16 protein-coding genes, 1 tRNA gene and 1 pseudogene are annotated in these 19417 nt (G+C 53.6%); 4 read left to right on the top strand and 14 right to left on the bottom strand.

Translation table 11 applies throughout. From position 1 onward, the window contains the following. The first annotated feature begins 248 nt into the window (after positions 1-248). Positions 249-325: transfer RNA gene (locus PSTEL_RS08175), tRNA-Pro, on the top strand. Between the two features lie 84 nt (positions 326-409). Here PSTEL_RS08175 and PSTEL_RS08170 read toward each other — a convergent pair. The 11 genes and pseudogenes from PSTEL_RS08170 to PSTEL_RS08125 form a co-directional block, all read right to left on the bottom strand. Continuing rightward, on the bottom strand, positions 410-1273 hold the full coding sequence (locus tag PSTEL_RS08170) for an Rpn family recombination-promoting nuclease/putative transposase (RefSeq protein WP_038694598.1): 864 nt from the start codon (positions 1271-1273) through the stop codon (positions 410-412). A gap of 38 nt (positions 1274-1311) precedes the next feature. After that, positions 1312-1656: a cellulase family glycosylhydrolase gene (locus PSTEL_RS08165; RefSeq protein ID WP_245625109.1), complete on the bottom strand. Its 345-nt coding sequence runs from the start codon at positions 1654-1656 to the stop codon at positions 1312-1314. Beyond that, positions 1617-1748, bottom strand: a pseudogene (locus PSTEL_RS26845) (family 43 glycosylhydrolase); the annotation flags it as partial. The gene PSTEL_RS08165 and the pseudogene PSTEL_RS26845, both read right to left, overlap by 40 nt. A gap of 149 nt (positions 1749-1897) precedes the next feature. Then, positions 1898-2113 carry a hypothetical protein gene (locus tag PSTEL_RS08160; protein WP_038694596.1) on the bottom strand — a complete coding sequence of 72 codons (216 nt, stop codon included), beginning with the start codon at positions 2111-2113 and terminating at the stop codon, positions 1898-1900. A 91-nt stretch (positions 2114-2204) separates the two neighbouring features. Then, positions 2205-3602 (bottom strand): cardiolipin synthase, encoded by a 1398-nt coding sequence (cls, locus tag PSTEL_RS08155; protein WP_281176783.1) that lies wholly within the window; start codon positions 3600-3602, stop codon positions 2205-2207. A 65-nt stretch (positions 3603-3667) separates the two neighbouring features. Continuing rightward, positions 3668-5215, bottom strand: coding sequence for a 2-hydroxyglutaryl-CoA dehydratase (locus tag PSTEL_RS08150; RefSeq protein WP_245625108.1), 1548 nt, complete (start codon positions 5213-5215; stop codon positions 3668-3670). Between the two features lie 2 nt (positions 5216-5217). Beyond that, on the bottom strand, positions 5218-8715 hold the full coding sequence (locus tag PSTEL_RS08145; RefSeq protein WP_038694594.1) for a BadF/BadG/BcrA/BcrD ATPase family protein: 3498 nt from the start codon (positions 8713-8715) through the stop codon (positions 5218-5220). A 217-nt stretch (positions 8716-8932) separates the two neighbouring features. Beyond that, positions 8933-10663 (bottom strand): prenyltransferase/squalene oxidase repeat-containing protein, encoded by a 1731-nt coding sequence (locus PSTEL_RS08140; RefSeq protein WP_038694593.1) that lies wholly within the window; start codon positions 10661-10663, stop codon positions 8933-8935. Between the two features lie 296 nt (positions 10664-10959). Beyond that, positions 10960-11991, bottom strand: coding sequence for an ROK family protein (locus tag PSTEL_RS08135; RefSeq protein ID WP_038694591.1), 1032 nt, complete (start codon positions 11989-11991; stop codon positions 10960-10962). A gap of 17 nt (positions 11992-12008) precedes the next feature. Continuing rightward, entirely contained in the window at positions 12009-13220 is a 1212-nt protein-coding gene (locus PSTEL_RS08130; RefSeq protein ID WP_038694589.1) for an ROK family transcriptional regulator, read from the bottom strand. 234 nt (positions 13221-13454) lie between these two features. Beyond that, positions 13455-14357, bottom strand: coding sequence for an ArsR/SmtB family transcription factor (locus PSTEL_RS08125; RefSeq protein WP_038694588.1), 903 nt, complete (start codon positions 14355-14357; stop codon positions 13455-13457). 367 nt (positions 14358-14724) lie between these two features. On the opposite strand from PSTEL_RS08125, the gene arfA reads away from it, so the two are divergent. Then, on the top strand, positions 14725-16233 hold the full coding sequence (gene arfA, locus PSTEL_RS08120) for an arabinosylfuranosidase ArfA (protein WP_038694587.1): 1509 nt from the start codon (positions 14725-14727) through the stop codon (positions 16231-16233). Positions 16234-16429: 196 nt separating this feature from the next. Here the strand turns inward: arfA and PSTEL_RS08115 are convergent, their stop codons facing one another. Both PSTEL_RS08115 and PSTEL_RS26840 read right to left on the bottom strand, forming a co-directional pair. Then, a complete protein-coding gene (locus PSTEL_RS08115; protein ID WP_169744549.1) occupies positions 16430-17035 on the bottom strand; it encodes a TerD family protein in 606 nt (201 codons plus the stop codon). Beyond that, positions 16995-17468 carry a 3'-5' exonuclease gene (locus tag PSTEL_RS26840; protein WP_084064846.1) on the bottom strand — a complete coding sequence of 158 codons (474 nt, stop codon included), beginning with the start codon at positions 17466-17468 and terminating at the stop codon, positions 16995-16997. Before PSTEL_RS26840 ends, PSTEL_RS08115 begins: the two co-directional genes overlap by 41 nt. Before the next feature lie 130 nt (positions 17469-17598). Between PSTEL_RS26840 and PSTEL_RS08105 the strand changes: the two genes are divergently transcribed. Then, positions 17599-18141 (top strand): TerD family protein, encoded by a 543-nt coding sequence (locus PSTEL_RS08105; RefSeq protein WP_052098277.1) that lies wholly within the window; start codon positions 17599-17601, stop codon positions 18139-18141. Next, the gene (locus tag PSTEL_RS08100; RefSeq protein ID WP_245625178.1) at positions 18095-18643 is read left to right on the top strand and encodes a VWA domain-containing protein; all 549 of its coding nucleotides are present in this window, start codon (positions 18095-18097) and stop codon (positions 18641-18643) included. Before PSTEL_RS08105 ends, PSTEL_RS08100 begins: the two co-directional genes overlap by 47 nt. Here PSTEL_RS08100 and PSTEL_RS08095 read toward each other — a convergent pair. Then, positions 18636-19415 (bottom strand): DODA-type extradiol aromatic ring-opening family dioxygenase, encoded by a 780-nt coding sequence (locus PSTEL_RS08095; RefSeq protein ID WP_038694584.1) that lies wholly within the window; start codon positions 19413-19415, stop codon positions 18636-18638. The two genes, PSTEL_RS08100 and PSTEL_RS08095, sit on opposite strands and share 8 nt — an antisense overlap. Positions 19416-19417 lie beyond the last annotated feature (2 nt).

Here is a 19417-nt window from a genome sequence, read left to right as displayed (position 1 = left end):
AATTCTCTTATTTTATAAAATTTAACATCTGTTTTACAAAATGGATGTTTTATCGATCTTTTATCCGCTCATCAACCAAAGTAACCTAAAGTACACATTTATATTAAAATACCATTGTCAGCCAATAGGCCATAACAATCCGCCACATGAAGCTGCCATCCGGTCTGGAAATAGCTATTTACAATCAGAATAATAAGGCGTATAATCACTTATTGTTCGGGCAAACAATGTGAATTACTTCCCAGTATCGAGACGTGGCTCAGCTTGGTAGAGCGCTTGCTTCGGGAGCAAGAGGTCGCAGGTTCAAATCCTGTCGTCTCGACCATATATGAATGCTAAACCCTTGAGAAATCAAGGGTTTTTTAGTGCAAAATAAAAAGGGAACTCCGCATTCGAAGCTCCCTAAGCGTTATTTCTTCAGTGCAAGTATCTCCTGCTCCGACAATCCAGTTGCTTTGGCTATGGTAGCGATATCCAGGTTCAGTGCCAGCATGTTCTTGGCGACTTCCTTGATTCCTGCTTTCATTCCCTCTTGCATCCCGGCCTTCATTCCAGCTTGCTTCGCCCCTTCGAGCATCGACGCTTCGTCATGCAAGTATTTCTGACGGGCCTCGTACAAGCGGCGAGCCTCCGAATCCTGGCTCAAATATTGCAGGGTATCCATGGCCTTCTCCAACCCGGGTTCATTCATCTTCAGCACCTCCCAATGAGTTGTATCCACGCCTTTGAGGAACAGCAGCCAGTTCTCCAAGCCGCCGTTCGAGGGAATGGCATCATCCAGCTTAGGCAGCTCCAAAAAGTGTATCTCAATATCGTCAATCAGCGGTATTCCCGAGCGGTCTTCACGGAGATGGAACACATTATGGTATTCATCATTCGGCAAGAAAGCGTAGTTCAGAATGTTGATGGTAACGCACTTCTTCAGCTCCTGGTACTTCTCGCCTTCCTGAAGCTGGCTGGCATACCGCTTGCTCCAGTAGAACAGCGTCCGTTTCTCAATGTCATATTTGTTAAACAATTGCATCTCAATGTCTATCAACTTGCCCTCAGCGGTCTTCGCATATACATCGAAGATGGATTGCTTGTCAAGCGGATCGTCCTTGTCAGTGTAGGGATTCATCAGGATAATCTCTGTGAGTGGCGGTTCCCCCGCTTCGGTGAATATCCGGTTCAGAAAAGCCAACAGCACATCCTTATTGTTCTCGCTGCCAAAGATTCGTTTGAATACAAAATCCACTCTCGGATCAAGCAATTCCACATCGGCCAACTCCATTCTTTAGGTTTATTATAACAAAATTTCCGGAGGTACAGCTATCGGTACACGGACAAAAGCCGCAAGGTTTTGACCTTGCGGCCATACCCTTGCGGCTCCAGCGCTATATTCATTCTGTGCTGATTCCATTGGTAACCGGTAGAGTCGTAGATCTCATACAGCAGCTCGAACACCAGACGGTCGCCTATTCCTTTGTACCGCTCTGCAAACATAGTCCAGATCCCGAGGTAACGCTGCCTGTTCTCCTCAATGTCCAGCATGGGGTTGGGATTGGGATCATTTCCGTAAATCTGGCCCGGGGCCTTATGCAAATCAAGGATAACCCGCGGTCCGCGCTGCTCCCCAGGTCCCGGGAGTGGTGAATGATGACCCCCGGGTACCACTCGAAGGTTGATGTTGCAATGTAGTAGTCGTCACCTACCCGAAGCGCCGAGGCGTCGGGATTGAACCCGCGCAGGATCGGATTTTGAATCATTAGTGGTATCCCCCTTATGAATTATCTATAAGAATATAACGAACCACCATCCCATTCAAAGTTAGTATCGAATTCAGCAGGACTGCTGCGTTTCCGAATAATTCTTTTTCATTGTATCCTTGCCGCAACAAGCGACATATGCTCTTTTTTTAGTTTAATGTGCAGTTTTTTTTACTATTTTTCTCGTCCAGGATCATATTATCGCTCAGTTGAAGCCGATGCGCTGCATTCTGGCCACTGTGCGTTCCGTTCTGCTCGAAGACGGCAACCTGCCGTTCGATCTTCCCGGCGCCGGATTTCTTCAGTACGACAGGTGGCGAGGCCTCGTTCGCAATTGCAGCGAAGTCCCCGCAATAATCACGCATACTGGGGCACGCAGCATGGCAAAGAGGACGTCACGTCAGTGGCGTCCTCTTTGCCGGGTACTCGGCATCTGCATCATCTCAAGTCCTGATCCTATAGCAAAGGCGAGAACAGGCGGGCAATCGTCTCTTTGTACTTGTGGAAAGGCGGGCGTTGTTCATATTGGCACAGCACGATTTCCCGGCTATCCCGCATATCCCTCTCAAAATCACGAACCAGCTTGTTAACGGTCGTCCCGTCATTAAAGATCGCATGCAATTCGAATTGGCCATACAAGCTGCGAATATCCATATTGGCCGATCCGGAACAAGCCAGATCATCGGCAATGATCACCTTGGCGTGGAGGAACCCTTTCTCATACAGAAAGAAACGGACTCCGGCTTGCAGCAGCTCCTGAACATAAGACATGGAGGCCAGGTGAACGAACTTCGAATCCGGAACTGCCGGCAAAATGACACGAACATCGACTCCGGTAACGGCAGCCGTCTTCAGCGCCAGAATAATCCCGGGCTCCAGTACGAAATAGGGGGACTCGATATAGATCCTTCTCTTGGCGGACGCAAAGCAGGAGAAGAAGAGTTCGAGGATGGGTTCGTCCGGACCGCTCTTGATCATACGGACCCACTCCTTCCCCTTGCCTGCACGAAGCGGATAGTAGCAGTCCGGGTCATTCAGCCATTCTTTTTTCACGAAATACCAATCGGTCAGAAACGTATATTGAATCCAGCCAACCGCGTCGCCCTCGATTCGGAAATGAGTGTCTCTCCAGAAGCCCACTTTCGGGTCTTTCCCCAAATACTCATCACCAATGTTCAAGCCGCCGAAATACCCGATTATGCCGTCCACGACCACGATTTTCCGGTGATTTCGATAATTGAGGCGTCTGGTAAAAAAGGAGCGAAGCGGAGGGGAGAAGCATCCGGTTTCCGCTCCGGCCTCATGCAGCCGATTCATATAAGACTTATTCAATTTATGACAGCCGATTCCGTCATAAATCAGCTTCACCTTAACCCCTTCCCGGGCTTTACGGATCAACAACTGCTGAAAGCGGAGTCCCAGCTGATCGTCACGAATGATATAAAACTCGATATGAATATGATGTCTCGCCGAAGCGATGGCCTGAAGCATGTCTTCAAAGGCTTCTGTCCCCTCCGAGAACACCGTCGTCTCATTGCCAGCCGTAACCGGTAGAGATGCCGCATGCTCCAGCTTCATATCGAGACTGCCATCCGGGCCAACTGCCGGATTCGGACATTCCTCTTCCCGCTTTCGCCGGCTCCGGTCCGCCAACTGCTCCCTAACCTGCTCCAAAAGCTGATCCCCCTGGCTGTCCGGACGTTTGATGGCATATTCTTTTCCAATAAAAAAGTAAAGGACATAACCAAGCACCGGAAAAATAATGACGATGACTACCCAGGTGATCGCTTTATATGGACGCGGATATTCGAAGAACACAATCGCCATGATTTGAATAAGCAATAGGACAAGCACTGCAACGGCCCAAAGCAATGTTCGTCTCACCCCCGTTTATTCAGAACTCCATTCCCGGATACTGGCTAACCGCTATATCTTATGAACATACCAGCCAGGCTGTATACGCCATTCGCTGCCGTACAAGCGACAACATGGCGGCTTGCCCGCAGCGGATCGGCGAATTTCCACTTATAATTCTTTTGCTGAAGCTGCTCGAATGACAGATTGTTGAGGGCCAATGCTTCTTCGAACTCCTTCTGCGCTGCCTGCTTTGCTTTAAAGAGCATCATCTGCACCCGGCTATAGACGTTGACCGCTCCATCCCCCGTCGTTTCGATCGGCAAAAAGATGGCTTCGGGATATTTCTCGGTGATCAGCGACTGCACTCCGTCCGACACTCCGGAAGACGGCAGGCAGCCGAAAGGCTTGACCGAAATGGTCATGTTCACCTTCCGCTTCACCACGTTCAGAATCAGCTTGCCCACCTCCATATGCCCCTCTCCGCCGCGCAGCTGGTTGTTATAGAACTCATGGGCGACCCGGGCGATCTCTTCCATATCAGGGAGATGATATCTGCGAAGACCGATGATTCCGGCATAGGTGTGAAAAATAGCACGGACGGAGCGGTCCGCAAGCCATAGCATGCGCAGACGGGAGTGCGGATTTTTTCCCTTCAAGCCGTCTTTCCCGGGATCGGCATCGCGCAGTCTGATTCGCTGCAAGGTATCGAAGCGTCCTGACCAGATGAGGAACAGAATCCAGGCCGCAATCGGCTGCACCTCCACCTCCGCGCCCTCGCTTTCCAAAAAACGCTGCAGCTCATAGTTCCCGTCACCCTCGGTCGTCATCGCCCAGAACTCGCCGATAATGCTCACCCTCGGCTTGACCCTGGTACGGTCCACGGACACCGCATGCAGCTCACCCCTGCATTTGAGAAGCGCCGGCAGCAGCGGCTTTCGCTTGCTTAACGCTTCATATAGATATCGCTTGCAATGCTCCAGGGCGGCGTCCGTTGAGCCGTTTTCCAGTTCATAAGGACGAATCCGGCAGGCCAGCGCATTTAATATGTCTCCGAGCAGTATGGCTTTTAATATGCCGATGAAGAATGGAGCATCGAGCTTCAATGCCGATTCGCCGCCTGCCGCCTGCTTCAATCCATCCGTCTGCTTGAACAGAAGCACGCGAAAGCCGTCAAAGCCCGCATCGCGCAGAGCTTTCCGGTATTCCGTAGCGTAGGTGCCAAAACGGCATGGACCGCAGGAACCGCTGGTGACGAACAGGTAACTGTCGATGATCTCCTCCTCCGATTTGCCTTCCACGTCACGAAGGTAAAGCAGATGCTTAATGAGATTCCCGACGGTGTAGTAAGCCGGGTTGCACTGCCCGCGATTGCCGAATTCCTTGCCGTACCGAAGCGACTCGTTGTCCGGGCAATCCAAATGCGCCACCTGATATCCGAGTCCTTTCAGCGCCCCCTCCAGTAAATAATCCTGAGCCATCGTCAGACCCCCGAATAGAATCGTCGTGGCGGATTTGTCTGTAGCCGGGAAGCGGCCTGGAACAGGGTCGAACCAATGCTGCTTGTCCTCTATATCCAAGCTTGCAGATTGTTCCTGTCTGCCAACTGCCATGCTCAATTCACTCCTTCGTATGAGATGTCTCCGATATGCTCGTCGTTGCTCAATCCAATCAGCTCCGCCCGTTTTTGCTCGATGACCTGCTGCAGCTCCGCTTTTTTTCGGGCCAAATCCTGCAGCCGCTCTTCATGAAGCTCCAGACTGTGAGCGTACGTCTTCACCCGGATTTTGATCGACCCGCTTGGCTTGTTGCCGTCGATTTCATGGAGCGCCGAGTACGGAGCGCCGGCCGAGGAGATAACCGAATCGATCAGCCCATAAGTCGGCGCGTCATGTCCGCATTTGAAGCTGGACAGATCGAGCACCGCCACATGGGGATGACGTGCTGCGAACTTGACGGCCCACACTTTTTGCGCGCTGCCCGCACTGAAATTCTCCGGCCACACATCACCGATTTCCAGCGCGGTCGCCACCCGGCCGCTCTTCAGGTCGCCTTCGAAAAAGCGGCTCAGCCAGGCCTCCTCCTTGGGGATGGAGCGCATGGACAGAATCGGATAACCCAATACCTGGAACTCTTCAAGAACGCCGTGATTGAGCCCCGGATCAGAATGATAGGGACGCCCGATCATCAATATGGCGAGTCTATTCTCCCGTTCAACCTGTTCCAGAATCAAGCGTCCCTTCTCCATCATTTCCTCATCGAATTGCTCCAGCGCCTTCCAGCCTTGTTCTACGGCAAAATCACTTTCATCCTCCGTAATTTGCAGCCTTTCAGCAAATGCCTCATACAGCTGTCTTTTCATCAGATTCCGTTCAATAAACGTCACAGCCGGGTCCAGATACACGATGCCCCGGTCAGCGAAGAAATTCACTTCCTTGGTAAAAGCAGCCTTGATCACGTTCGGGGCGCCGGCCGCGACCGGGCAGCTTAACGAATCCATCACATTGTTCAATTGCGTAGGCAGATGGGTGATGCACGGAAAAAAGAGAATATCCAGCGCCTTTGTCTTATGATGCTTGAACAGCAGGTTATGAACATGGGCTTGGGCTACTTTGGACGGATAGCACGGGTCGATCGAGCCGTACTTCCCGCCTTCCTGCCACATTCTCTCACTGCTGTAATCGCTAAATACGATATTTCGCCCTTCTACGCCGAGCGCCTCGAAATAGGTGCGCCAAAAGGGCGCCGTTGACCATATGTTTAGCACCCGGGGAATCCCGATGCGGATCTTCCTGCGCCATTCCAGCGCCTCGGCGGAGGAACGCGCAAAGCCAAGCTGGCCGGGTTTGGAATGCCTGCTGCGCAATCTCCGGAGCCACTCTGGCTTCGATCGGGCTGCGTCCTTCGATGGCGGCTCCGGTTCGGGCAGCGGCTCGGCATCATAAAGATGCTGAAACATGCGGCGCGCTTCGTATTCGACGAGATTGGGGAACTGCCGTCTCAACTCCTGCCGTTCCTTCATCAGCTTGACGACCGCTTCCTGGTCTTCCACCGTCCCCTTCTCGCAGGAGAAGCCGGAAATGTACCGGGCGGTATGTCCGTCCGGCGTCCTGGAGTCGATAAAGGTGCGGCTGCAGTGATTGGGACAGAACTGGCAGCGGGTGTAGTCATCGTTGCGGCTCTCATACCGGAGATCAATCGCAGTATCGAGTCCAAGAAAAGTGGAATACCCCCGGCGCTTGACTACGCGCAGTGTTTCCATAGCCGCTCCGATCGCTCCCGCTTCCCCCGGATGCGGATGAATGTAAATGTCGGCATTCGGGACCCTCATCTTGATGTAATCGACCTGGGCTTTAACCGCCGCCAGATTATATTGGGTGCCGCCCTGCAGCACGAACCTGCGGCCAAGCCCGGCCATGCGGGGAATCTGAACGACGTATTGCCACACGTTCTTCGGCAGGACGAGAGCGAGTCCGGCGAGCAATTCTTCTTTGGAATATCCCTCTTTCTGAAAATTCACCCGATCCGCATCAAGGAACACGGCGCAGCCGTAAGAGAATTTCGGGCTAAGGCTGGCTCTGAAAGCCGTGTCCGCGTATTCCTCGACCGGAATGCCGAACTGGTCGGCCATGGCCTGCAGCAGCATCCCGTTCCCGGCCGAGCATTGATTCGACAGCTTGAAGCCCCGGATATCCCCGTTCTTCAGGAACAGAACCTTGATATCCTGCCCTCCGATATCGCAGATGACATCAATGTCGCCGAATTGGCGGACCGCACTCATCATATGAGCAACCGTCTCCACGATATTGACATCCGCCTTCAGCGTCTGCTCCAGAACATCCGCAGCATATCCCGTGGCACCAAACCCGATAATCTCCAATTCGGCTCCCTGCTTCCGCACCTTGTCACGAATGCGAAGCAGCATTTCCTTCGTGTCTTCCAGCGGATTGCCTTTGGAGAGCTGGTATTCCTTCAGGAGAACCCTCCCTTGTTCATCCACCAGAACGGCCTTGGATGAGGTGGAGCCGCCGTCAACACCGATCACCGCCTTCACCTTCTGCCCTGGAGCAAAAACCGCCTGCTCAAACGGGGGAATGCTGTAGCTGCGGCGGAATTGCTTCAACTCGTCCTCGGAGCCTGCCAGCGGCGGCCCGGCCTTCTCGCCAAGTCCGGCATTGCGCCCGTGGGCAATAAAAGCCTTCAACCCCTCCAGCCCCTGATAAATACCGACATCCGCAGGCTCGTAAAGCCCGTACAGAACCGCTCCATAAGCGGCGTAATACTGCGAATGCTCCGGCACAAAGATCAGATCCTCGATCGGCGCCCGCGCCGGATAATCGTACCCCCGATCCCGCCAAGTCTCTGGAATCCGCTTCCTCCAGCATTCCTGCAGAAAAGGCAGGTAAGTATTCGGCCCCCCCAGAAGCAGCACATGATGCCGGAGCGTATTGCCGCGGGTAAGAACGGAAAGGTTCTGCATGACGATCGCATCCGCCAGCGAACACATGATTTCCGGTGATGGAATGCCGCTCTTCACCAAGTTCACGATATCCGTCTCGGCAAATACCCCGCATTTGGCGGCCACATGATGCAGCTTCGAATCATCAAAATGCAGCTTGCCCACCTCTTCCATAGGCATCCCCACTTTGATCATGCATTTGTCAATCGTCGCCCCGGTTCCGGATGCGCATTTATCGTTCATGGACGTGAATACCTGCTTGCTCCCCGTCTCCTTGTTTTCCTTAAAAATAATGATCTTGGCATCCTGTCCTCCAAGCTCAATTACGCTCCCGGCGTCGGGATGCAGCTGCTCTACAGCCATAGTAACCGCGTTGACTTCCTGCACAAATTTGGCTCCGATATGCGGAGCAATAGGCCCGCTGCCGGAGCCGGTCGCAAAGACGCGAATGTTGTCCTGCTTAACTTCCGGAAATTTGCTGCTGATAACAAGCAATAATTCCATTACTTTCTCCGCCTGCTTCGTATGGTGACGCTGATAGTCCGACCATAGGATTGCTCTGCTGTCCGGATCCACTACTGTTGCTTTGACCGTGGTCGAGCCGACATCGATACCGATGATCAAGGAGCTCGCCGGTTGGGTGATGACATTCATGAACACATCTCCCGCTTCCGTTTGTTTTCAGTTAATTTACACTAAAGGATTGTATTTTATCACAATATACAATAAAAGTAATAATTTTCTATTTATGGACCACTCCATAGATTCATGCAAAATGCTCACATATAAAAAAGCCGCCGGGACGTTCCCGACAGCTTAAAGGTTTAAAGGTGTTTCTGTTTCAGTTTTTTTCCAAAATGATGATCGCCTTCTATGAAAGTCTGATCGTGAGCGTATAGTCCAGCGGCGTAATCAGATTGATGATCACCTTGAGGCAGCCGTCCGGATATGCCATTCCCCGAATCCCGGCCTGTATGTGGTCATGGACTCCATGATCCAGCTCCATCCAATCTTCTCCGGCTGAATAGCGCAGCTTCCCTCCGGTCCAGAACGATGTCTCTCTCAGCCCTGGAGCAGAGTGCAGTTCTCCCTCCAGGCTTCCTTCGGAGCCGAACAGCAGCACAACCTGGGTCAGAACGTCGGACGGCTCGCCGGATACGAGACGCAGCTTCCAGCCTTCATCTGTTTCCGTCACGGACGCATGAACGCGGCTGCGCTGGGCATGGGTAAACGGACGATCCTGATGGGGGAGCAGATACCAGGGACTGGATGGCCCATCGGCGGAAGGCGGCAGCTTCTCTTCCGGGACCGGGCCGTAGTATCCTTTTTCCATTACGGCCTCCAGTTTATAAGAATCCTCCGTCTCCTCAATAGAGGTCATGGTGATAAGTCCCGGCTCGAAGCTGGACGCCAGCTGCACGCCGAGCAGACGGACCTTGCCGTGTCTTAACGAGAAGAACGAGGAGGTCTCCGTCATGACGGTGGCGCTCGTCTTCTCCCGGCGGATGCGGGCAACCGGCGCTCCGAACTCCTTGTGCAGCTTGCTGTGAAAGATCCTGCCGCCGTGGCCGGTCTTCTCGATGGCGGACAACAGCTCCTGCCGGTTAAAGGTCTGGTTGATGACCTTCCGGTAAGTGACGGGCAGCTTACCGGGCGTAACGGAATTGGCATGCATTTGCGGATACAGCAGAAATCCCAGCATACTGTTGTTCGGAAGCGAACCGGGATTCGTTACCCCTGCACCAGCCAGTTCAGCCATGGCGGCGAATTCGGGGTCCTGATCATGCTCCGCCATTAGTTTGTACGTGAGATAATAATCTTCTAGCGTGTGGATGCTGCCGAAGTCCTGGCGGCCCGAGTAATCGGTCACGACTTCGCCGTCCGGATGCACCAGATACTTCATCATCCGCAAATTCCGGCGGACAGGCTCAAGCAGCTCCGGACGCTCCAGGTCCTGTGCAGCATAATAGAGCATAATATCGCTGACCGTGTTGTAGATCCCGTTGCTTCGCTCGGTCCATTCGCCGTCAGGCGTAATGTCCATTCCCTCCCGAAGCCACTCATCGGCCCGCGTCTTTAGCTCCTGTAGGCCAAAGATGCGATATAGAGAACCCAAAGCCGCCGTAAGCACCCAACGGTGATTGGGCGTATGCACACCGCCGGTCAGCATGGCCGGAACCGTCCGCTGGAGGAACAGTCCGACCTTTTCCTTTAATGCGTCCAGCTTCTCCCATTCATCCCGATTAATCAGCGTAAGCACATTGGCTAGTCCGACGACGACAAAAGCCGTGTCCGGCGGGGAGTGATAATTAGTCCACCCCGGGGAGATGGTGCCGTCTTCATGCTGAAAGCGCAGCATGAAGTCCATCCCTTCCTCCAGTCTGGCCAGAAGCTCAAGGCTTCGGTAATATCCGGAAGACGGGCCCAGCAGCGAGCCGGTCCATACCGCCAGGATCAGCGCGGTGCCGGTATGGCTGGGCCAGGCGACGCCGGTGTACGGATCGCGTATGCCCCCAAAATAACGGTTATCCTTGTCCATAATTTGCCGCTGGACCGATTCCTCAGTCCATTTGTCGTTCAAGGCGGTTAGCTTGTTAAACATCTGTTCCTCTCCCGTCTGTCCACATCGATGTTCACGCGGAGCGCTCTGCTATTTTAGAGGTGATTAACCGGTGGCGCGATCGTGTCTCAATGCCGAACATCACTTGATAGTACCGTCTGGTCGGGTAACACAGGGTTTGAACGTCCCGTCATTCAGAGCTGTAAACAGATAAGGCCCACGCATTTTAACCAGCACTTCCGACTCTCTGCTCTGGGCGCAAATCTGCCCAAATCTTCCTCTCAGGATTCGCGTTTCCCGTTTCATTGATCAGATTATCCTCCTCTTCGCGCCTGATGTCAGAGAGTCATCGGACTGCGGCCAGCTGCTGCCAGCCTGCTTCTTGCAGCCGCCGCCGCGCCGATGGCGCCGGCGCTGTTGCCAAGCTTCGCCCTGCGGATCGGGACGGAAGTTTGAGGGGTGTAGCGGCTGATTCGTCTCGCTATCTCCGCCTCATAGCCCACATTCTTCTCAACGACGCCACCGCCAAGTACAATTAGCTCCAGATCAAGAGTAATGAGTATGTTCTTGATCGTTACCGCCATAAGATCATAGGCCCGGTTCAGGATGGAAGCCGCAGCATCGTCTCCTTGCCTAGCGGCTTCGAACACATGCCTGGCCTCGGGGACGGTCCCGGAAGCCAGCTTCGTGACCAGCGTCGTATCGGGGGCATCCTGTACAAGTTCAGCGGCCTGCCTGCCGATGCCGGTACCCGACACAGCCAGCTCGAACGGCCCGAATTCACTGTCCTCCGGCTTGTCACCCGTATGTACATCTATGCCTTCATTCGCTCCGGGTCCAAGATTCAGATAACCGATTTCCCCGGCGGAATAGCGGGCTCCACGGTACAGCTGTCCGTTCAGGAACAACGCACCTCCGATGCCCGTACCGACCGTAATCATCATAAAATGCTCCGCACCTGCAGCCGCTCCGGCGGCCTGTTCTCCAAGCGCAGCCATGTTGACATCATTATCGAGAACGACGACGCCGGAGTAGTAGCGGGAAATAATAGGACGTATGTCTTCATGCGGCCAATTCAGCGCCGGGGCGCTCGATAGAATCCCCGTTGATTCATTCATGACGCCTGGCAGTCCGATGCCGATTCCGGCGAGTTCAGTAAGCGATGAGCCATATGTCCGGCACAATCGATCCAGTTCCCCGAACAGCCATAGAAAAAACTGCCGGGGATCGTGGCTCAGCTTGGTCTCAAGCTTATGCTCGGCTTGAATGGCTCCATTGTGATCCGTCAGACAAATCAATGTCTTGGTTCCGCCGATATCCAATCCTGCGGAATAGACCGCGCTATGTGTATCTCTGTTGTCGGTTGTCAAGGTCAGTACCTCCGTGTTCAATTCATATTATTAGATGGGGACAAGGATTGATAGGCATCCCGGATGTTCCGGAGAGCCGCCTGCACCGCCGTCTGAATAGCTCCCAGAACGACATCCTTCTCCTGATGCCGGGTGACGACCAGAGACGGACGGCTAGCGAATCCGGACAGCCGGCTCTCGAGTCTCGGCAGCAGCACATCGCCGTTGCAGCCGATGCCTCCACCGAGCACTACTGTCTCGGGAGCGATCACGGCGCAGACATTGGTAAGCGCCTCGGCCAGCAGGTCGCAATAGGCATCCAGAACAACTATCGCCGCAGGGTCTTCGCCCCTTGCTTGTTCAATCAATCTCTCCGGCGACGTTATGGACGCCTTCAACATGCGGTCCTCTTTCTCTCCAGCTTCTCCGGCGAAGCGGGCAGCCAGGCGCATCAGCCCGCCCGCGGAGAGAATCTCCTCCACTCTCTCTCCGCGCAGCGTCATGTTGGCGAATTCGCCGGCCGCTCCCCGGAAGCCGCGGAAGATGGCGCCATTCAGAACAAGACCTCCGCCGGTTCCCTCCCCTAACGAGAAATAGAGCAGAGAGCCAGAGTCCACGCTGTGCCGTATCGAGTATTCAGCCAGTGCGGCCAGATTGACATCATTCTCCGTCTCGACGCGCACCGGAAGCAGCGCATTCAATTGATCCCGCGAGAGTGATTCCTCCGCCCCGGGAAGTGGTGACACAAGCTGGGATACCTTCCCCGATGCCGTATCGACGATGCCCGGTATTCCGATCGTGGCGGCCTGGATGCTATGCCATGTCACGCCCTGCTCCCGCAGCAGAGCTTCCGCTTCGGCTATTATCAAGGCCTGAAGCTCTGCTCCCTGCACGCCTTCCCCAGGCATCGGCGCCTGCCTGAAGCCGCAGATCTGCCCCTCCAGGTCTCCAAGCGCCATTCGGATTCGGGTAGCCCCGAGATCGATTCCGATCACGTAATAACAGGTCCGGTTGAATTCGAGCAGCGTCGATTTCCGTCCCTGCGAGTTATCTCCCCTCCCGGTTTCCCTGACCAAACCGCGTTCCAACAGTTGAAGAATGGCGGATGATACCGTCGGCTTGCTCAGCCCTGTCCGGCGGCTGAGCTCCGCCCGGGATAGCGGCCCGTCCGCAATGATCCGCTCAAGCAGCGTCCATTCATTCAGATTTTTCAAATAGGCCGGAGTGCCTGCTGACGTGGTTACTTTCATTTCAACCCCTGCTTCCTCTTCTCTCAAACTTTTTTCTCTCAAACTCCCTGATTTAGTTAGTTAAATTTATTAACTAATAATACAGAAGGTTTGGGCTTAGTTCCAGCATTTATTTTCCGTCAGCCCAAATTTCATTAGGCAGGCGAGCGGAAGACGATCGACAGATAACCGACAGACAGGCGGAACACTGAACCGGCCGCGCCCCGCTTGCCTGATGAAGACACTTTTCGCTGCCTACTCATAATACACACGAATATTCAAATCCTGATCATAATTGCCGAATCCGCGCCCAAAGACAGTTAGACCTCCCCTTCTCCGGCCCGCGGGCTCTGCTGTAATCCGAAAACTCCACTGCTCCTTGCGCCAGTCTACGTCGTCCAGGGAAATCCCCGACATCTGCTGGCCGTCCATGAATGTTCCCGTCTTACGGATGCGCAGCACCTTCAGTGTGCCGTATTGATTCACATCGGCATGCCACCAGCCAGGGGTGAATCTTCCCTTCGTCGCCCCGAAGTCTCCGGGGCTTGTCCACTTCCCGAGGTCCACCCCGTTCAGAGTGAAGCCTATGTCGGACGGCCACTTCTCGCTAATTTTCGGGGCTTCGGAACCGATTTCCATGGAAATTTCGATTTCCTGAACAGTCTGGTCCGAGGCGAGATAATTGGGCAGCCGGTATTCCACATAACCCTTGGCGAACCAGATAATACCTGCATCCATACGCCGGGGGTCCGCAAAATACCGGGGATCATCATAGTAGCCGATGATCTGTTCCTTCGTCGCAATCCCACAGGTCGGATGGGCTTCAAAATCGGTATACTGCCCGATCGGCACCGAGAACTCCACGACCTTCTGCGCCGTCTGCTGCGCACGGGAGAGCCGGATTTGCAAATAATTGGCCGAGAGCGAGCATATTTTGTAAGTCGCTCCATCCACCCTGCACATCTTGCCGCTTACCAGTCCGGCCTCCTGAAGCTTGCTCACATGCGAACTGACAATGGCGCTGCTGAGGTACAGTTCGGCTGCCAGTTCCTTTATCGATCTTGGCCGCTCATCGAGCAGCTCGATGATTTTGAGGCGAACCTCGCTGGCGAGCGCTTCGTAGACGAGCAGCGACTCTTTGCTTGTTGAGAGATACATGTTACTTTCCTCCTAAACTGAATAATCGTCTGCGTTTGCGGGAAACGGGAAGGCGTTCCGTAAGCCTGGTACATTATTAGCATGTTCATCAATCATGCGTCGTTCGCAACAATCCCAGAAATCCCCTCCATACTAAGGGAAAGCGTACTGTACGCCTAGACCACTTGAGCGTGTCCATCAGATCGGCGTTGTTCGCAATAATCGTTAATATCTTCTTCTTTCCTCGGGAAGGCGTACTTGAATTACGAATTATATTAATCCTGAACATTGTTCTTGTCTATCCATCTGGTGAAAATTAAGATTATGAATATAAACATAAGTTTTTGGATTAACAAAATAGCGAAACGGACTACAGGGAGGAATCACATTGAGTATTCGAGCGTCCATGATTGCAGATAAGGATTTTGTGTTGGCTGAGATAGATAAGCGGATTTACGGATCATTCATCGAGCATTTGGGAAGAGCAGTATACGGGGGAATCTATGAGCCGGGCCATCCCCTTGCGGATGAGAACGGCTTCCGTCTCGATGTGCTCAACGCAGTCCGCGATCTGAATGTGCCAATCATCCGTTATCCGGGAGGCAACTTCGTATCCGGCTACAACTGGGAAGACGGGGTAGGTCCGGTCGAGTCCCGCAAGCGCAAGCTGGAGCTGGCCTGGTGGACCACCGAGACGAACGAGATCGGAACGAATGAATTCGCCGAATGGGCAAAAATGGCGGGCAGCGACGTCATGATGGCCGTCAATCTCGGCACACGCGGCATCGATGCCGCCCGGAATCTGGTGGAATACTGCAATCACCCCTCCGGCTCTTACTGGAGCGATCTGCGGATCTCTCACGGCTACCGGGAGCCTCACCGGTTCAAGACCTGGTGCCTCGGCAACGAGATGGACGGCCCTTGGCAGATCGGAGCCAAAACGGCGACCGAGTACGGAAGACTTGCCAATGAAACGGCCAAAGTCATGAAATGGGTGGACCCAACGCTGGAACTGGTAGCCTGCGGCAGCTCCGGCAGCGATATGCCGACCTTTGCCGAGTGGGAAGCGACGGTTCTGGATTTATGCTATGAGAATGTGGATTACCTCTCCCTGCACATGTACTACAACAACCATGAAGACAACACGCCGAATTTCCTGGCCCGCTCGCTGAACCTGGATCATTTTATCGGCAGCGTCGCCGCCATCTGTGATTATATTCAAGCCAAGAAAAAAAGCCGCAAGAAAATCCACCTCTCCCTAGACGAATGGAATGTGTGGAAGACACAGGGGACCAGCCTGTCCGAAACCCGTTGGCAGATTGCCCCGCCGGAGTGCGAGGATGTCTATAACATGGAGGATGCGCTCGTCATCGGCTGCTGCCTCATTACGATGCTGAAGCATGCCGACCGGGTCCGGATGGCCTGCCTGGCGCAGCTGGTTAACGTGATCGCTCCGATCACCACGGAGAAAGGCGGCGGAATGTGGCTCCATACGACCTACTATCCGTATCTCCACGCCTCGATGTATGGCAGAGGGACCGTGCTGCATCCCATGATCAAATCACCGAAATACGATTCCAAGGACTTCACCGACGTTCCTTATCTCGAGTCAGTATGCGTATATAAGGAAGAAACCGGTGAGATTACCGTCTTTGCGGTCAATCGGCATTTGTCCGAGGCGATGGAGCTCACGCTGGACATCCGCAGCTTCGGCGCAGTCGAGCTGGTCGAGCATATCGTAATGGAGCATGATGATTTGAAGGCGTTCAACAGCAAGGAAGAGCCGAACCGCATCACTCCCCACACCGGCGGCCAAACCTTCAAAGAAGAAGCAGCCTTCAAGAGCATACTGCCAAAGGCGTCATGGAATGTTATCCGGTTGAAGCTGCAGAGATGAGGGGTTAAGCTCTCGCAGAAACGCGACTCCTATTAAGCACATTCGCAGCACACGCGATGGTTCACCGCCAGAATTACGAAGAGTGCAGAATAGTAACACATAGCCCTGGTCTTGTGAGACGCAGGGCTTTTTATGTGTGGTTTCTTCATATAAAAAATGCCCAGCGCTCAAAGCGCCAGACACTCTCTCTATCAATTTATTTATTCTCCGACCCTTCCGAAAAACCGACTGTTTCAGTAGCCGCGGCGGTTTCGGCATCCTCAAGAGCATTTTCTATGCCATAGCTTTTGCACAGTGCCTTCACTCCTCCTGGATACCCGGCTCCTACCGGGTTGAACTTCCATTCCGAATGGTATCTGTACAGTTCTCCGGCAATAACCGCACTTTCCCTGCCGCACGCAGCCTGGAATGGGAACCGGACCAGCAATGTCCCTGAATCTGCATCAATCAAAGCGACGCTGGCATTCGCACTCCGCTCCATTGGAGACGAGGCCCCTTCATCAGCCGGAATCAACGCCAAGACGATCCGGTCAATTTCATCCGGAAGCCGACCGAAATCGACTATGAAGTGGCACTTGTCCGGTTGTGGCTTATACGACAAGACCGAATAATCCTGGTTTGTTCGACTGCCACGGTAAATGAAGCCATCCTCTGGCAGGCAGCTGCCGGATTTGTTCAGCAGGAGCGCAGCTCCCTCCAAGTTCGCGCCGGCGGCTCTCGTCTCTCCGTTAATTTCAACAAGCAGTCTGAAATGCTGATGCTCATGGCTTATCTTTGTACGCTGGCCCTTGATTAATTCCAAGCCGGAATGACGAGTCGCTGAATTCGCTGAAATCACTGAAGTCACTGAAATCGTTGGCTGAACGCCTTCCACCGGCCTCTCTCCGGTATTCATAAGTGCATAGATATTGAAAGGACGGATAGCTTGTTCCCGCCTCATCCAGACAGTATCGGATTACGCTCATGTCAAAGGAAGCATTATGGGCAACCACAATTTGTCCTTGCAGCAAGGGCTCCAGAGTAGGCCAAAGCTCGACGAATGTAGGTTGACCGCGCACCATGGAAGGGGTAATCCCGTGAATGGCGATATTTCTGCCGTCAAAAGGACTTTGAGGATCGATCAGCCAGTTGTGCTCAGCAATGATTTGTCCTTCGTTGACCTGGACGAGTCCCAGTGCGCAAGCGCTGGCTCGGCCCGCATTGGCGGTCTCGAAATCGATAGCTGTAAAATTCATGTGTATCCCCTTGTCAGTCAAATATAGCTTCAGTGTATGACAGCCGGTGGACAAACACAATCCATCTATTCACAAAGAAAGTAAAGCATGCTATTCCTTAACTAACCGACATAACCAAGGAAAGGATCGCGTGCAGCTGATCAAAGGACAGAAAATGGACATTACGAAAGGACGAAAACTATCCAGTCTAGCCCTGAATTTTGGATGGACGGCCCAGGTTACTGGAATCGGAATTGATGCCGCTGCCTTTTTGCTGTCAGAGCGGAACCGCTGCGAGCGGGACGAGGATTTTACTTTCTACGGTAACCCGCAGTCCTCAAACGGTGCTGTAACACATACCCCATTAAACTCGCACGGCAGGGAAAAAATCAGCATTTCGCTTAACCGTCTTCCGCAGGAAATTGCCCGCATCGCTTTGACGATGACCATCTACGAAGGGGACAAGCAGGGGCATACGATGAAGCAGGTAAAAGACGCCTATCTTCAAATCGTGGATGAAGGCAGCGGCGAGGAACTAGGCCGGTTCGATTACGGCTCGGACTTGTCCGACGAGACCGCTGTCGTCGCAGCCGAGCTCTACCAGTACAACGGCGAATGGAAGCTTCATGCGGTAGGCAGCGGTTTTAATCGGCATTGTGCTGGATATCAGCGGCTCCATGCAGAGGCTGTATAACAATGGGACCGTTCAAGAGGTTGTAGAGCGGGTACTGGCGGTAGCCGCAAAATTTGATGATAACGGTTCGCTTGATGTGTGGGTGTACGACAATGAATTCAGCCGCCTTCCGTCCGTCACGGAACGGGATTTCGGGCGCTATGTGTTCACGCATATTCTCAACAATCGGGAAATTCACAAGTTCGGAGCGAACAACGAGCCTCCAGTTATGGAAGACGTCATTCGCAAATACACCAAGGAAGAACATGACGAGACCCCGGTGTTCCTAATCTTTATCAACGACGGCGGTGTCCTGCCCAAGACCAAGAAGATTATCCACGCTGCTTCCGGAGAACCGATCTTCTGGCAGTTTGTTGGTATCGGCAAGTCTGATTTCAAGGTGCTGAAGCAGTTGGATACGCTGGAAGGAAGACTCGTTGACAATGCCAGCTTCATTCAGTTGAATGATATCGAGCGCAAAAGCCGGGAGATCCGCAAGCTGGCTCTGCTCTCCCTCAGTTGAATTTCCAAGCCGTCAGGCTGAGGCTTCCCCACTGATAACTGCGGTGCAGCAGCTCGGCGCTGCGGACAGAATCACCGCTGCCCATTGCCAGCAGCAGCGGAATGAAATGCTCGCTGGTTGGAACGGCGCGCTCGGCATTCGGAGCGAGCTCCCGATACTGCAGCAGCTCCTCCAGATTCCAATCCTCCAGCCGCGACTGAATCCACGTATCAAATTCCATTGCCCATGAATCGATGGACTCCGGTCCGGCGCCCCATGAAATCTGGCGGAGATTGTGGACGATGCCGCCGCTGCCGATAATGAGAACGTCCTGCTCGCGAAGCTCGCCCAGCGCCTTGCCGATCTCGTACTGCTCTTCATTGCTCAGGTACCGGTTGACAGACAGGGCGACGACCGGAATATCCGCATCCGGATAAATCAGCTTAAGCACCGCCCAGGAGCCGTGATCCAGTCCACGGGACGTGTCGGGAACGCTTGGAATGCCCGCGCCGTTCAGCAGAGACAGCACCTGAGCGCTCAGCGAAGCATCCCCCGGAGCCGGATACTTCATTTGGTACATCTCGTCCGGGAAGCCGTAGAAATCATAAATCGTTCCATGCTCGCTCACCTGGCTCACCTGCTGAACCCGGTCCTCCCAGTGAGCGGAAAAAATGACGATCGCCTTCGGCTTACGCGGCAGCGTGGACGCAAACTTTTTCAAAAATCCGGTGTATTCATGATCTTCTATTACCAGCGACGGAGCCCCATGGGCGAAGAAAAAAGATGGCATCATAA

The sequence above is a fragment of the Paenibacillus stellifer genome (genome assembly GCF_000758685.1).
Lineage (GTDB): Bacteria > Bacillota > Bacilli > Paenibacillales > Paenibacillaceae > Paenibacillus_AQ > Paenibacillus_AQ stellifer.
This window is presented reverse-complemented; position numbering and strand designations above follow the sequence as displayed.